This window comes from Gemella sp., from assembly GCF_057272915.1.
The window spans coordinates 1-15,135 of record NZ_DBHIUF010000029.1 but is presented as its reverse complement, the minus strand read 5'-3'; the positions used below and the strand labels follow the sequence as shown (position 1 = coordinate 15,135).

The following is a 15,135-nucleotide window of genomic DNA, read 5'->3' as shown; positions in this document are numbered from 1 at the left end:
CTTTTTTTTCAACTTCTCTTGACTTTTCTGTTTACACAAAATATTATACACTATCAAAATAGCAGGCATAGTATTCCTTTGAAGTTTTTTCCTACATAAAAGTATTGAATACCGAAATGTCCTAAAAATAAAGTGATTAATAAGAATACCACTTTATTAACATATCTCCCAGGAATATATCCGCGATTATTAGTAGGATCATAATAATATTTAGTCATTGATAGACCTCCATTTTGATTGACCCAAAAGTCCTAAATTTTAACAAAGTGTATATGATAACTCCTAGACGCAGTGGTTTATTGATATCTAAATTCGCTTTATAAAAGCTTTTTAGATATCTAATAAACTGTGCGGGGATGACTCGACAAAATCGATTTCTCCGAAATCACGATTTTTAAGTCACTCCCATAAAATATTATAGTATTCAACAGGGGGGATTAACGTGGAAAATATTTGTAAGTAGGTTAATCATCTGTGAATTTTTAATATTTTAGACAAATAAAAAATACCTAGCATTATAAATAAACTAGGTACTTTAAAAATTATCGTTTTGTTTTAAGGTTTTCTTTCCAATCTTGAAGACCATTTTTTAGCATATAAACGTTTGTATAACCATTCTTTTTAAGAGTTAAAGCAGCACGTGGAGCTAAAGTCCCGTTTTTATCGCAAAGATAAATAGGTTGGTCTTTTCTTAAAGATGTATATAAGAAATTGAATTGAGAAGAAGGCATGTTACGTGCCCCGTTAATGTGAGCATATTTGAAATCTTCTTTTTCTCTAACGTCGATTAATTGAACTTTTCTAAGATTTTTTCTGAATTCTTCATAAGGAAGTTTTGTAACAGCACCTTTTAATCTGAAGTAATTAAATAGCCCAACTGCTCCTAAAACAACCACTAAAACTATTGTTGATAGTAAAAATGATGACATAATGAACTCCTTTTTATTATAATATTTGTAAGTGAATTATATCATAATTTGAAAATTTGTTCAACATTGATTATAATTAGTATGAATGCTAAAAATATAAAATAAATAATTGGAGACAAAATGATAACATCGGTTGGAAATAAAAAAATAAAAGATATTCAAAAACTAAAAGAGAATAAAAATATAAAAAAACTAGGTAAGTATTTAGTTGAAGGTAAACATCTAGTTGAAGAAGCATTAGAAGCTAATGTGGTGGAAGAGATTATCGTTTCAGAGAGTTTTGAAGATTATAATATAGTAGATACTTTTGATGGTGATTTAATAAAAGTTGCTGATAGTATTATGAAAAGTATATCTGGTACAATTACTACACAAGGTATTATAGCTGTTTGTAGTATTAATAAAAAAGAATTAGATATTAATAAATACAGTAAGGTTCTTATTTTGGATAAGATTCAAGATCCAGGGAACTTAGGAACAATTATAAGAACGGCAGATGCATTTGATTTTGATTGTATTATTCTCGGTAAAGGAACTACAAGTTTATATGGGCAAAAGGTTATTCGAAGTACACAGGGGAGTAATTTTCATATAGATTGTTTTGATAATATAGATTTGTCTGAATTAATTGATGAAATGCAGAATTTCAATATTTTTGCAACTAGTTTAAAAGCGGATAAATATATAGAACAGCTAGACAATATTACAGGAAAAGTTGCGGTTGTTTTTGGTAATGAAGGTGCAGGAGTAAGTGAAGAAATTTTGTTAAAAGTAAATAATTTACTTAAAATTTCAATGCCAGGTCGAGCGGAGAGCTTAAACGTTTCTATCGCTGCTGGGATTGTAATGCACTATATTTCTATTAATTTAAAATAATAAATTTACTATTTATAATAAGTGTGGTATTATTGTAATTGTGAAAATAATGAGAGAGGTGAAATCTAATGTTAAAAACTATAGCAGTAGATAAAAAAGGAAATATCCTAACTGATGTTGATTTAGAAAGACTTAAAGAGCAGGATATAGCATGGTTCTGGGTCGATTTTGATACTCCTACGCGTAGTGAAATCAACTTGTTAACGACATTCTTTAAGTTCCACGAACTTTTAATTGAAGACTGTTTAACACTTTTACAAAGACCAAAAATTGAAATTACAAGACAACAAATATTCTTAGTATCACATGTATTAAAAAATATAGATGATGACTATGAAACTCTAAATATGTTTGTCGGAAAAAATTATATTGTAACGTTTCACCTCTCACATATACGTTACGTAAACAAAATTATACCAAAAATATTGCAACGTGGTGCAGAATATTCACCTTTACATGTTATGCACATGCTTGTATCAGAAATAGTAGAGGGATATATCCCTATAATTTCAAAAATCGAAAATCGTCTTGATGAAATTGAGGAAACAGATTCATATACTTCTGGAAGTAAAATTATGGATGAGGTATTTGATCTTCGAAGTGATTTGTTAAAACTTCGTCGTGGATTACTACCAATGCGTGAGCTTATTCATAGATTTTTAGTTTCACGTCGTGTAGAGATGACAGATAACGATAGAAAATATTTCCACGATATTTATGATGATCTTGTTCAACAGACAGAGATAATTGAAGCAAACCGTGAGTTAGCCAGTGATATTCGTGAAAACTTTATGACATACAACTCACTTAAATCTAATAATATTATGATGACCCTGACTGTTATATCTACGATTTTCTTACCATTAACCTTCATAGTAGGATGGTACGGTATGAACTTCAAATATATGCCAGAATTAGAATGGCAATATGGTTACTATATTGTTGTGGCGATTATGCTTGGTATCGCGTTTGGTATGTTGTGGTTCTTCAAGAAAAAAGGTTGGCTTGATATGTTTAAATAGTATTATCAAGTAGGTTGAAATAATGAATATTTTTAAATTAATGATTTTATTTTTTATGATATTACTTGCGAATTTTTCAATGATACGAATAGATTTTGGGAAATTCTTCAAGAAAAATAGTACAAGAGAAATTAAAGTTTTTGTGATATTAATCTCTTTTGCACTAGGATATTTAGGATATATGACAATTATTACAATTTATGAATTATCGTTAAATTTTGTAAAATAATTTAATAGAAAGGGAATTGTATGAATAAAGAATTAGAAAAAAATAAAAAAGAATCAAGATTAGAAAAGTCCCGCGAAGATAAATTGCTAGCTTTTATAGGTGGTAAGTTTATAATTTACATACTATTAATAGTTATTTTGCTGGGAATAGCTATCTATCTTTATACTGAAATATCGTATATATTTACACCGATAAATACGATAGTTTCAAGTATAATCACTCCTATAATAGTTGCGTATGTATTTTACTACATGTTGAATCCGTTGGTGAATTTCTTTGAAAAGAAAATGTCAAGGTTTATAGGTAGTTTGCTTGCGATATTCGTCGGAATAATTACTATTCTAATTGTAATTATCGGAGTAGTTCCTATTATTGTAGAACAAACACAGAATTTGATTACTTCGTTGCCAAGATATATAGAAATAGTTAAAGGGTACTTAGAAATGTATTCTGATAATGCATATGTACAGGTGGTTGTGGAATATGTAAATAATAATCTTAATGTTTCTAAGATAAGTGAAAGATTAGTAAGTATAGCTACATCTGTTGCTCAAGGAGTAGTATCCTCTATTTCTTCTACTGCTTCAGTTTTAGTTACTATGCCTTTTGTGTTATTCTTTTTATTAAAGGATGCATCGCATTTTAATAAATTTGTGATTAGTTTATTACCGAAAAAACTTGAACAACCTGTAGCTGAAACAATTGATGAAATTGATGAAAAAGTCGGTTCATATATCCAAGGGCAAATGTTAGTTTCTCTTTGTATTGGGGTTATGTTATTTTTTGGCTATAATATAATAGGATTACATTATTCCTTTTCATTAGCTACTATAGCGGCTTTTTTAAGTATTGTGCCTTATCTTGGACCAGTTATCGCTATAACACCAGCTATGTTGGTTGCGGCTTCAACAAGTTGGGTAATGATAGTTAAAATGCTTGTAGTATGGGGGATTGTGCAGTTCTTAGAAGGGAATATCATTTCTCCAAATATTATGGGAAGAAGCATGAATATGCATCCACTTACTGTAATCTTTGTGATTCTTATTGGAGTTAATATTTCGGGAGTAGTTGGTGCTATTTTAGGGATACCAGTATACTCGATTTTAAAAGTGTTAGTGGGTAAATTATTACTTTCAATTAAAGATAGATATAACAAATTCTATGGTTAATAAATAGGAAAGTGCTGACTCAAAAGACTCAAATTTTATTGGAAAAGTTTATTAAGAACTCATATGCACTGTAGGTTTATTGATATCTAAATTCGTTTCGTGAAAGCTTTTTAGATATCGAATAAATTTTGCGGGAGTGATTCAACAAAATTGATTTCTTCAAAATCATAATTTTTGAATCACTCCCTTTTTCTTTTTGAATGTAAAAATTAAAATTCGAAACTGAATTTTTTTCTGCTACGAATTTATTACATAACCGAAACTTAGTTGATAAGTTTTTATTAGTACTACAAAATAAAGTGTGGAGAGAAATAATATTCTTAAAAAGTGAGTTCGAAATATTTAATTTAATCTTTTTTTGCAAGTGTTTTTAAGTTTATTACTTTATAAATTATGACTTCCATGCTATAATAATATAGTTAAATATAAGTAAGTTGAGGTTTGAGAATATGAGTATGATGAAAAAATTCAATAATCTTTTCGTAGGCGAAGAAGATTTTGAGGATGAAGTAGTAGAAAAAGAACAAGTAAGACAAGAACAACCGAAGCCAAAAGCGGTGAAAAAGGAGACTTCAGTGGCAAGTAAACAAAATGTACAAAGTCAATCAACAGGAAGAACTAATAACGTGATATTAACAGAACCGTTAGTATTTGCGGACAGTAAAGATATTGTAGATGATATTAAACGTAATAAAGTGGTGATTATAAACTTAAGTAAATTGGATATTGAAACATCTGACAGATTATTAGATTTTATATCTGGGGGAATTTATGCTTTAGGTGCTCGATTGAAAACTATCGGTGAAGATATATATCTTTGTGTACCAAATGGCGTTGAAGTTTCAGGAGACTTTTACGAAGGAGAGTATTAATTTTGCTTAATATAACAGAATATTTTTGGGTATATAAATTTGTGAAATATTTATTTAATTTTTACGAATATAGTTTGTTAGCGTATATTTTAACTTCTTGGGTACCGCAAATTAAAAATAATATTATTGTAGAATTTTTAGAAGCAATTTGTGAACCGTATCTAAAAGTCTTTAGAAAGATAATTCCACCTTTGGGAATGTTGGATATCTCGCCAGTTGCAGCCCTTGTTGTTTTGAGTGTTATAGAAAATTTAATAATAACATTATTGTTTAAATTATAGTAATGCCATGAATAAATTAAATTTTTTACAACAGGTATCTGCTGAGCAAAGAGAAGTAGCTGAAAAATTATTGCAAAGTATTAGTTTTGTAGAAAATCGTAATACTGTTACAAAGTTTTTAACAAATTTTGAACAAGTAGTTTTGGGACAAATAGTAGCCTATAACTACAGTGATTTTAAAGTTGAGTATTTCGGTGGTTTTAGTGATGCAGAGAGAAAAAAAGCTAAGATTATTTCTAATGAATATTATGATGTAGATTACGATATTATTTGTTTAAAGGCAAAATTCAATAATAAATTTAACAAAGTAGAACATAGAAATATCTTAGGGGCAATCCATAATCTGGGGATTAATTTCAATAGATTTGGAGATATTATTGTCCTAGAAGATGAGGTTTATATTTTTGTAGATGAAGAAATTGCTGATTTTATAGCTATGGAATTTACAAAAGCAGGAAGAGTAAATCTAAAGTTTGATAGAGTGGATTTGACTAATGTTCAAATTGAAAAAAAATATGAAGATTTTGAGATAGTGAGTTCATCTTTCAGATTAGATTCTATTGTGGCTAAAATTACTAATAAATCACGCAGCAAAATTAAAGAATTTCTAGAACAAGATTTCATAAAGTTAAATCATGTTGTTTATAGGAATGGAGAGAAAATTTGCAATACAGATGATATTATTTCAATTAGAAAATACGGAAGATTTGTAGTTAAAAACTTTAAACAAAATAAAAAAAGTTTAAAATATAGAATAACAATTTCAAAATTAGTATAAAGATGGGGATGACTTAAAAGTCCGAACATTTAATAAAGTTCATATGATAACTCATAGACGCAGTGGTTTATTGATATCTAAATTCGCTTTATAAAAGCTTTTAGATATCTAATAAACTGTGTGGGGTGACTCGACAAAATCTTGATTCTTCAAAATCATGATTTATGAGTCACTCCCATTTTTTTATTGCTAATTTATGAGCGTTTTCATTTTTTTTAAGGAAATAATGTGATATACTTTGTTGTATAAAACAAAATATATACAAATATGAGGTAAATAAAATGAAAAAAATATTATTAACTATTTTTTCTTTTTTATTGGTATTTTCTTTAATTGGATGTTCTCAAAAAAGTACAACAAAAGAAGAAAAAGTTTTAAAACTTGGAGTAGTTCCAAGTAGTAATAGTGAAAAATTAGTAGATGATCTAACTCCATTTGCTAAAGCACTGGGTGACAAACTAGGAATGAAGGTAGAAGTCTTTACAGCGAGTAGCTATATAGGGGTTATTGAAGGAATAGGCAGTGGAAGTGTAGACTTTGGTCTAGTTCCTCCTTTTTCAGCAGTTCTTTCTAATAAGCAAAGTAACACAAAAAATCTTCTTGTGGGAAGAAGTACTAGTGGTAAACCAGGTTACTTTGCAGAAGTTTTTGTTAGAAAAGATTCTAATATAAAAAGCATAGCTGATTTAAAAGGTAAGAAAATAGCCTTTGTCGATCCATCTTCAGCTTCTGGTTATATTTATGCGGGAGCTATGATGAAAGAAGCTGGTATTGATTTAGAAAAAGATATCCAGTATCAATTTAGTGGCGGACACGACAAAAGTTTACAATTATTACTAAATAAAGATGTTGATGCTGTGGCAAGTTATGAAAATGTGATTAGAAAATATACTAAAGAATTTCCAACTTTAAAAGAGGATATTCACCCAATCGCTAAAAGTGAATTAATCCCAGGGGTAACGGTAGTTGCATCAAATAATCTTGATGAAGAAACTCAGAAAAAAGTTAAGCAAGCCTTATTAGAAATTCAAAATGATAAAGAAACTATACAAATATTAACAAATTTATTTAGTATTACAGGGTTTGAAGAACCAAATAATGACGCATATAAAGCTATAGAAAAAATCTCTGAAAAAATGAATATAGACTTAAATAAAGTTAAGTAATAAGGGTAACTAGAAAATAAGTTTAATTATTTTCAATAAAAACAATACTTTTATGGGGCTCTTAAACGCTGATATATCATTGTTTAAGAGCTCTTTATCAAATGGAGATAAAAAAACAGAAAAAAAGTTATACAAAAGTATTGACATTATGTTAATATTTTTGTATAATAAATATTGTTCGTTAGGAACACAAATATTTATCCACAGTAGCTCAGTTGGTAGTAGCATCTGACTGTTAATCAGAGGGTCGCAGGTTCGAGTCCTGCCTGTGGAGTTGGAGTAGTACTCAAGAGGCTGAAGAGGCGCCCCTGCTAAGGGTGTAGGTCGGGAAACCGGCGCGAGGGTTCAAATCCCTCCTGCTCCGTTTTTTTTATTGGCCCGTTGGTCAAGTGGTTAAGACACCGCCCTTTCACGGCGGTAACACGGGTTCGAATCCCGTACGGGTCACCATTTGAATTAATATATTGAGAATAAGAGTTAGGTCCCGTGGTGTAGCGGTTATCACGCCTGCCTGTCACGCAGGAGATCGCGGGTTCGATTCCCGTCGGGACCGCCATTATTGCCTTGATAGCTCAGTTGGTAGAGCAATGGATTGAAGCTCCATGTGTCGGCAGTTCGACTCTGTCTCAAGGCATTTTTTTATTTTATCTTAATATTTTGGCGGCTGTGGCGAAGTGGTTAACGCATCGGATTGTGGTTCCGACATTCGGGGGTTCGATTCCCCTCAGCCGCCCCATTTTTTGAATTAGAGCGAAGAAGTAGTGTAAGTACACATTGCTTCTTTTTTATTTTTTAGAATTTGATTACTTTTGTAAGCAAAAAATTAGCAAATTTATTAAAAGAAGAGTAAAATAATATCTATAAAAATATTAGGAGATAAAAACATGGAAAAAACATTTGAAGAATACTTAGAGAATTTTAAAGTTATAGATTCAAAAACTGCTTTTGAGAAAATTGAATCAAGAGAAAAATTTGTATTATTTATCGGGAGATCATCATGCCCATTTTGCAGAAAATTTATGCCAAAATTAAGTGAAGTGGTAGTTTCTAATAAAGTAGAAGCGTTCTTTATCGACTCACAAGATTTTTCTGATGCTTCAGGAATTGAATCACTACGCGAAAAATACTCAGTAAGAACTGTTCCAGGTTTATTAGTAGCAGAAGCTGGCGAAGTTAAAGTAGTATGTGATTCTAGCTTATCTGTTGAAGAAATTACATCATTTATTAAATAATATTTCTACTCGTCTATTCTATGTAGGCGAGTTTTTGTTTTATCTTAATGTGGAAATATTAAGTTAAGTACTAATACGATTAAATATTAAATAAAATGTAATATTAAAATACTGAAAAAAACTATTTTAAGTGATATAATAGTAATTATAAAATTTTACTAACTACATAGTTTGGTCTATTTTATAATTCATTATAAAATTAATGAGGTGATGAAGTGAAAAGCGAAAAGTTAGAAGTGAAAAATCTAATTTTTAATTATGGTGTGAAAAATATATTAAATGATATATCATTTGAAGTTCCTAAGGGGGATTTTGTCGCGATTGTTGGGAAGAGTGGAGCGGGGAAATCGACCTTACTGCGTTGTTTGAACTTGTTGAATAGACCCAAGTCTGGTGAAATCAACATAGCAGGTGAGGATATAATTAATTCTAATAAGTCAAAGTTAAAACTTATCAGAAGAGATATAGCCTTTATATTTCAGGATTACAATGTATTAGATAATTTATATACTGTTGAAAATGTTTTAACACCTTATTTGGTAAAAAAATCTGTCTTGGGTCTTTTATTAGGATATACAAAAAAAGAATATAATGAAGGTGTTGATTTCTTAAAGCAAGTTGGATTAGAGGACGAGGCTTTTAAAAAGTCTAAGTATTTGTCAGGTGGTCAAAAACAAAGGGTAGCCATCGCAAAAGCGTTGGCGCAGAATCCAAAGATTTTGCTAGCTGATGAACCTGTAAGTAGCTTAGACGAAAAGAATACGACACTTATAATGGATACTTTCAAAAAGTTAAATGAACAAAATGGAATTACAGTGCTTATAAATCTTCACGATGTTAATCTTGCGAAAAAATATAGCACTAAGATTTTAGGATTAAAGGATGGAAAAGTTTTATTTTATAAAGATTCTGAGAAGGTGACTAAAGATGAATTTGAAGAACTTTATAATTAAGAAAACAATAACAAGGATAGTGTCAGTCTTTTTTATTACTTCTATTGTATTAATGGCTTATAATCAATATGATACAAAGACTTTTTCACTAGGTTTTAAAAGGATACAGAATCTTCTTGGGCGTATGTATCCTATAGATTTTTCTATTTTACCTGAATTGAAACAGCCAATAGTAGAAACTATTAATATCGCATTATTTTCATCGATATTAGCTTTATGTACGACTTTATTATTATTACCAATTCTAACTAATGTACTATTTAAACTTAAGGTAATTCCAAAAATATTTAGTGCGATATTCTCTGTTTTTAGAACTATGCCATTTTTAATAATCGCAGCTATATTAGTAAGTTTATTTAGTACTGGAGTATTTAGTGGTTTTGTGAGTATTTATTTAATAAATATTCTAACATCAGCTAAGTTATTGAAAGAATATGCAGAGGAAGTCGAGATTAAACAGTTAGAAGCTATGGAATCATTAGGAGCTTCAAAATTTATTATTTATAAAAATGCGATTTTGTCTAATCTTAAGCCCCAAGTTATCTCGGTATACTTTTTAACTTTGGAATCAAGTATCCGTGGAGCAAGTGTTTTAGGATTAGTTGGAGCAGGTGGAATAGGTCAAAGATTATGGCAAGAGCTAAATCATTTAAGATATGATAGAGTTTCTATAATAATTATTACTCTTGTTATTTTAATTTTTGTAATCGATTTAGTGAGTTATTATTTTAGAAATTTACAAAATACTTCTCAGTTAACTTTTGAGAAATTTATTTTTAGAAAGAATTTAGTAAAAGGTGCAATTCCGCTTGTTTTAATAGGAAGTCTGATTTACGTTACTAATTTTATACATATAACACAAGAAAGATTTTTTATTGGATTAAAGCAATTAAAGGTTCTTGGTAATGGTATAATTCATCCAGATTTAGCATATATGCCGAAGATGCTTAGTGAGTTGTTTGTGAGTGTAGAAATTGCTTTTAGTGCAACAATCTTCGCTGCTGTAACGGCTATCTTTACATCGTATTTATCATCGGTGAATCTTTTTGGGAAATATAAAGCATTATCGATGAAGGTGTTAATAAATGTATTAAGAACATTTCCACCAATAATAGTGGCATTAATATTCTTTAGAGGATTTGGACCTGGAGCTATTAGTAGCTTCTTTGCATTATATATTTATACAGTTGGTGTTATGACGAAAATGTATAATGAGGTCTTAGAAGGAATTAATAATAATGTATTATTAATGACAAAAAGTCTAGGACTTGGAAGTTTTATTAGTTATGTTAAAATAATATTTAATGGATACTTCCCTGAATTCGTTACTATAGTTTTATATAGATTTGAGTCAAATATCAAAAATTCAACTATTTTAGGTATGGTTGGTGCAGGTGGTATTGGACATTTGCTTGTAAATAATATAGAATATAGAAATTGGAATAGAATTTCAACATTATTAATTGGTTTATCGTTATCGATAATTATTATAGAAAATATCTCATACTTTATTAGAATGAGAGTAAAAAAATAATTGAAGAAAATATTAAAACAAGGAGAAATAAATGCGCTTAAAAGTTGGAAAAATTGTGAATACTCATTCTTTAAAAGGAGAGGTGAAAGTAATTTCATCAACTGACTTTGAAGAACAACGTTTTGAAAAGGGTAGTGAATTATTAATAACTAGAGGAAATCAAGTTGTTAAAGAAGTAGTTGTAGAAAGCTACAGAACACATAAAAATAATCTTCTAGTAAAATTTGTAGGAATTGATACAATAGAAGAAGCAGAAAAATTTAAAAATCTACAAATTAAAATTGATTCTGATAATATTGGAGAACTTGAAGAAAATGAGTTTTATTTCCATGAAATCATCGGATGCGAGGTATTTGATGAAAATAACAAATCACTAGGTGAGATAGTTGAGATCCTTACTCCTGGTGCAAATGATGTGTGGGTAATAAAAGCAGAAAATGGTAAAGAAATTTTAATACCTTACATTGAAGATGTGGTTAAGGAAATTGATGTTGCTAATAAAAGAATTGATATCGAAGTTATGGAAGGGTTAATTGATTAATGAAGATTGATATATTAACGTTGTTCCCAGATATGTTTGATTCATTAAATCATTCAATCTTAGGAAAAGCAAAAGATAATAAGTTATTGGATATAAATATAGTTGATTATCGTAAATTTTCTGGTAATAAACATAACCAAGTAGACGATTATCCATTTGGTGGGGGTCAAGGAATGGTATTGAAACCAGAACCGATATTTAATGCTGTTGAGAGTTTAGATAAAACGGATAAAACACGAATAATTTTACTTTGCCCACAAGGTGAGAGATTTAGTCAGAAAAAAGCGGAAGAACTTTCAGAAGAAGAGCACTTGATTTTCATCTGTGGTCACTACGAAGGATATGATGAAAGAATTAGAGAATATCTAGTAACGGATGAACTTTCTATTGGTGATTTTATTTTAACAGGTGGAGAATTTGCGGCGATGACAATGGTTGATAGTATCGCACGCCTTGTTCCAGATGTTCTAGGAAAAGAAGAATCTCACAAGGATGATTCGTTTTCAACTGGTTTATTAGAATATCCGCAATATACACGTCCGAAAGATTATAAAGGGATGGTCGTTCCTGATGTGTTGACAAGTGGTCATCATAAAAATATAGAGATTTACCGAAAAAAAGAAAGTCTTCGAAGAACGTTGACTAGACGACCAGATTTACTGGAAAACTATGAATTAAGTAAAGAAGAAGCTAAATTACTTGATGAAATAAAAAAAGAATTAAAAAATTAACATAAAATAAATGACATAACTGTATTTTTGATGTATAATATTAATATAGTATGTATTGTAAGCACAGGAGGATTAGAAGTAATGACAACTTCATTTGAGGAATTATTAAATAGCTCAGAAATGCTGAAAAAAGGAGATAAAGTAACTGGTACAGTATCAAAAATCGATAGCGATAAAGTATATGTAGATGTAGCAGGAGCTCAATATGACTGCGTAATTTTACGTAATCAAATTACTAGAAAACCATTTGAAAACATTGAAGACGTATTATCAGTTGGTGATGAAGTAGAAGCTCAAGTAACAGGAATTAGAGCTGATCGTGAAAAAAGATCAGAAGATGTACCTGGTGTAATCTACTTATCACACAAAATTTTAGAAAATGCTGAATATAAAAAATTAGTAGAATTATCTTGGAATGGTTTAATCGAAAAATTCGAAAACGGAGAATTAATTCAAGCTACAGTTTCTGGACAAACTAAAGGTGGATTATTAGCTGATGTAGAAGGATTACGTGCATTTATTCCAGGTTCATATATTGATACTAAATTCAGAAAAGACCTATCTAAATTTGTAGGAAATGAATACACATTCAAAATTGAAGAAGTAGATAAATCTAAAAATAAAATTATCTTAAACAGACGTGTAATCTTAGAAGAAGAAAAAGCTAAAAAATTAGCTGAAGTATACGGAAATATTAACGAAGGTGATGTAATTGAAGGTAAAGTTAGTCGTATTACTGACTTTGGAGCATTCGTAAATATTGGTGAAGTTGATGGATTATTACATATCTCTGAAATTTCTCACGCTCGTGTAGAGAAAGTTGCTGATGTACTTTCAGTTGGAGACACTGTTAAAGTTGCGGTTATCGCTGTAGATAAAGAAAATGAAAAAGTTTCACTTTCTGCTAAAACTTTATTACCAACACAATGGGAAGTAGCTCGTGCTACAATTAAAGCTGGCGATGTATTAGAGGGTGTTGTTCGTAACACAACTGCATTTGGAGCATTTGTTGAAGTATTACCAGATGTAGAAGGATTAGTTCACATTTCTCAAATTTCTCACGAAAGAGTAACAAACGTAGAAGACGTTCTTAAAAAAGGTGATAAAGTAAACGTAAAAGTTTTAGAATTCGATTTTGAAAGCGAAAGATTATCTTTATCAATCAAAGATTTACTAGAAAAACCAGTTAAAGAAGAAGTTAAGGAAGAAGCTGAATACGATACTTCTTACTTAAAAGATGAAGATACTTCATTCAATCTAGGGGACAAATTTAAAGATATCGAACTTTAATTTGAAAAAATAATGAAATAAAGGCAGTAGATAGCTTGTCTATTGCTTTTATTTTTTAGGTAGAAATAGATAACGAGAATTAGTTAAAGCCTGTAATTAAATATTTAATTTTCGTTATTTAGTTAAAAAATATTTAAAGATATGGAGGTAAAAACATGGCAAAACCAACAGTTGCGATAATAGGTAGACCAAACGTCGGGAAATCTACAATTTTCAATAAAATTATTGGTGATAGATTATCTATCGTGGAAGACGTAGCGGGTGTTACTCGTGATAGAATATACTCAAAAGCAGAATGGTTAAATTACTCATTCTTTATGATAGATACTGGAGGAATTGAGTTAGAAGATACTCCTTTCCAAAAACAAATTAGAGCACAAGCTGAATTAGCAATCGACGAGGCAGATGTTATTATTTTCTTAACAAATGGTCGTGATGGTGTAACTAGTGATGATGAAGAAGTTGCTAGACTACTTTATAAAACAGATAAACCAGTTGTACTTGCAGTAAACAAAATTGATAACTTTGATATGAATCATATGATTTATGATTTCTATTCATTAGGATTTGGTGATCCATTCCCAATTTCTGGATCACACGGTTTAGGTATCGGTGACTTACTTGATGAAGTATGCAAAAACTTTAAAGTTCAAGAAGAAGAGGAAGAAGATGACAAAATTAGATTCTCTCTTATCGGGCGTCCTAACGTTGGTAAATCTAGTTTAATCAATACGATTTTAGGTGAAGAACGTGTTATTGCATCTGATATCGCTGGAACTACTCGTGATGCAATCGATACTGATTTTAAACACAATGGTGATGAATATGTAGTAATCGATACAGCTGGTATCAGAAAACGTGGTAAAGTATATGAGAGCTGCGAGAAGTATTCTGTACTTCGTTCTCTTAAAGCTATTGAACGTTCTGACGTCGTCTTAGTAGTTCTTAATGCTGAGGAAGGTATTATTGAACAAGATAAGAAAGTAGCAGGATATGCACACGAATCTGGAAAAGGTGTAATTATCGTTGTTAATAAATGGGATGCAATCGCTAAAGATGATAAGACTATGAAAGAATTTGATGAAAAAATTCGTGATAGTTTTGCATACTTAGATTATGCTAAAATCATTTATGTTTCAGCAAAAACTAAACAACGTGTATTTAACATCTTCCCATTAATTAAAGAATCATTTGAAAATAGACAACGTCGTATTCAAAGCTCAACCCTTAATGAGATTGTTGTTGATGCCGTTGCTATGAATCCAACACCTCAAGATAAAGGTAAGAGACTTAATATTTTCTATGCATCACAAGTTGCTATTAATCCACCAACATTCGTGTTCTTTGTGAATTATCCAGAACTTATGCACTTCTCTTATGAGAGATTTTTAGAGAATAGAATTCGTGATTCGTTTAATTTTGAAGGAACGCCGATTAAACTATTAGCTAGACAACGAAACTAATAGGAGAAATATATTGGGTCTATAATAAATACGGTTGATAATAAATATCAGCCGTATTTAAATTTATAA

At 30.0% G+C, this 15,135-nt stretch carries 16 protein-coding genes and 6 tRNA genes; 21 read left to right on the top strand and 1 reads right to left on the bottom strand.

Annotated elements, in window-relative coordinates:
• Positions 1 to 542: 542 nt before the first annotated feature.
• Entirely contained in the window at positions 543 to 929 is a 387-nt protein-coding gene (locus ACO6OL_RS08165; RefSeq protein ID WP_294683053.1) for a rhodanese-like domain-containing protein, read from the bottom strand.
• Between the two features lie 120 nt (positions 930 to 1,049).
• Between ACO6OL_RS08165 and ACO6OL_RS08160 the strand changes: the two genes are divergently transcribed.
• From ACO6OL_RS08160 to der, 21 genes are all read left to right on the top strand, one after another.
• Positions 1,050 to 1,805, top strand: a complete 756-nt coding sequence (locus tag ACO6OL_RS08160) for a TrmH family RNA methyltransferase (RefSeq protein ID WP_314160401.1) — start codon at positions 1,050 to 1,052, stop codon at positions 1,803 to 1,805.
• 68 nt (positions 1,806 to 1,873) lie between these two features.
• Positions 1,874 to 2,827, top strand: a complete 954-nt coding sequence (gene corA, locus ACO6OL_RS08155) for a magnesium/cobalt transporter CorA (RefSeq protein WP_314160402.1) — start codon at positions 1,874 to 1,876, stop codon at positions 2,825 to 2,827.
• 22 nt (positions 2,828 to 2,849) lie between these two features.
• The gene (locus tag ACO6OL_RS08150; protein WP_314160403.1) at positions 2,850 to 3,056 is read left to right on the top strand and encodes a DUF1146 family protein; all 207 of its coding nucleotides are present in this window, start codon (positions 2,850 to 2,852) and stop codon (positions 3,054 to 3,056) included.
• 20 nt (positions 3,057 to 3,076) lie between these two features.
• Positions 3,077 to 4,225, top strand: a complete 1,149-nt coding sequence (locus ACO6OL_RS08145; protein ID WP_314160404.1) for an AI-2E family transporter — start codon at positions 3,077 to 3,079, stop codon at positions 4,223 to 4,225.
• Between the two features lie 449 nt (positions 4,226 to 4,674).
• Positions 4,675 to 5,097 carry a cell division protein SepF gene (locus tag ACO6OL_RS08140; RefSeq protein WP_314160405.1) on the top strand — a complete coding sequence of 141 codons (423 nt, stop codon included), beginning with the start codon at positions 4,675 to 4,677 and terminating at the stop codon, positions 5,095 to 5,097.
• Positions 5,098 to 5,099: 2 nt separating this feature from the next.
• Positions 5,100 to 5,378, top strand: coding sequence for a YggT family protein (locus ACO6OL_RS08135; protein WP_485502780.1), 279 nt, complete (start codon positions 5,100 to 5,102; stop codon positions 5,376 to 5,378).
• A 7-nt stretch (positions 5,379 to 5,385) separates the two neighbouring features.
• Positions 5,386 to 6,156, top strand: coding sequence for a YlmH family RNA-binding protein (locus tag ACO6OL_RS08130; RefSeq protein ID WP_485502779.1), 771 nt, complete (start codon positions 5,386 to 5,388; stop codon positions 6,154 to 6,156).
• A 281-nt stretch (positions 6,157 to 6,437) separates the two neighbouring features.
• Positions 6,438 to 7,322, top strand: a complete 885-nt coding sequence (locus ACO6OL_RS08125) for a phosphate/phosphite/phosphonate ABC transporter substrate-binding protein (RefSeq protein WP_485502778.1) — start codon at positions 6,438 to 6,440, stop codon at positions 7,320 to 7,322.
• A 200-nt stretch (positions 7,323 to 7,522) separates the two neighbouring features.
• Positions 7,523 to 7,596 (top strand) — tRNA-Asn (locus ACO6OL_RS08120).
• Positions 7,597 to 7,598: 2 nt separating this feature from the next.
• Positions 7,599 to 7,686 (top strand) — tRNA-Ser (locus ACO6OL_RS08115).
• 11 nt (positions 7,687 to 7,697) lie between these two features.
• A tRNA-Glu gene (locus tag ACO6OL_RS08110) sits at positions 7,698 to 7,772 on the top strand.
• Between the two features lie 30 nt (positions 7,773 to 7,802).
• A tRNA-Asp gene (locus tag ACO6OL_RS08105) sits at positions 7,803 to 7,878 on the top strand.
• 5 nt (positions 7,879 to 7,883) lie between these two features.
• Positions 7,884 to 7,956: transfer RNA gene (locus tag ACO6OL_RS08100), tRNA-Phe, on the top strand.
• A gap of 26 nt (positions 7,957 to 7,982) precedes the next feature.
• Positions 7,983 to 8,058 (top strand) — tRNA-His (locus tag ACO6OL_RS08095).
• Positions 8,059 to 8,206: 148 nt separating this feature from the next.
• Positions 8,207 to 8,554 (top strand): DUF6568 family protein, encoded by a 348-nt coding sequence (locus tag ACO6OL_RS08090; RefSeq protein WP_314397199.1) that lies wholly within the window; start codon positions 8,207 to 8,209, stop codon positions 8,552 to 8,554.
• Between the two features lie 215 nt (positions 8,555 to 8,769).
• A complete protein-coding gene (gene phnC / locus ACO6OL_RS08085) occupies positions 8,770 to 9,507 on the top strand; it encodes a phosphonate ABC transporter ATP-binding protein (protein ID WP_314160410.1) in 738 nt (245 codons plus the stop codon).
• The gene (locus ACO6OL_RS08080) at positions 9,482 to 11,041 is read left to right on the top strand and encodes a PhnE/PtxC family ABC transporter permease (RefSeq protein WP_485502777.1); all 1,560 of its coding nucleotides are present in this window, start codon (positions 9,482 to 9,484) and stop codon (positions 11,039 to 11,041) included. Before phnC ends, ACO6OL_RS08080 begins: the two co-directional genes overlap by 26 nt.
• A 31-nt stretch (positions 11,042 to 11,072) precedes the next feature.
• Positions 11,073 to 11,582 (top strand): ribosome maturation factor RimM, encoded by a 510-nt coding sequence (gene rimM, locus ACO6OL_RS08075; protein ID WP_485502776.1) that lies wholly within the window; start codon positions 11,073 to 11,075, stop codon positions 11,580 to 11,582.
• Positions 11,582 to 12,313 carry a tRNA (guanosine(37)-N1)-methyltransferase TrmD gene (gene trmD / locus ACO6OL_RS08070; RefSeq protein WP_485490970.1) on the top strand — a complete coding sequence of 244 codons (732 nt, stop codon included), beginning with the start codon at positions 11,582 to 11,584 and terminating at the stop codon, positions 12,311 to 12,313. The genes rimM and trmD overlap by 1 nt, the downstream gene beginning before the upstream one ends.
• Before the next feature lie 81 nt (positions 12,314 to 12,394).
• The gene (gene rpsA / locus ACO6OL_RS08065) at positions 12,395 to 13,603 is read left to right on the top strand and encodes a 30S ribosomal protein S1 (RefSeq protein WP_485502775.1); all 1,209 of its coding nucleotides are present in this window, start codon (positions 12,395 to 12,397) and stop codon (positions 13,601 to 13,603) included.
• Between the two features lie 155 nt (positions 13,604 to 13,758).
• Positions 13,759 to 15,066, top strand: a complete 1,308-nt coding sequence (gene der, locus ACO6OL_RS08060) for a ribosome biogenesis GTPase Der (RefSeq protein ID WP_485490969.1) — start codon at positions 13,759 to 13,761, stop codon at positions 15,064 to 15,066.
• Positions 15,067 to 15,135 lie beyond the last annotated feature (69 nt).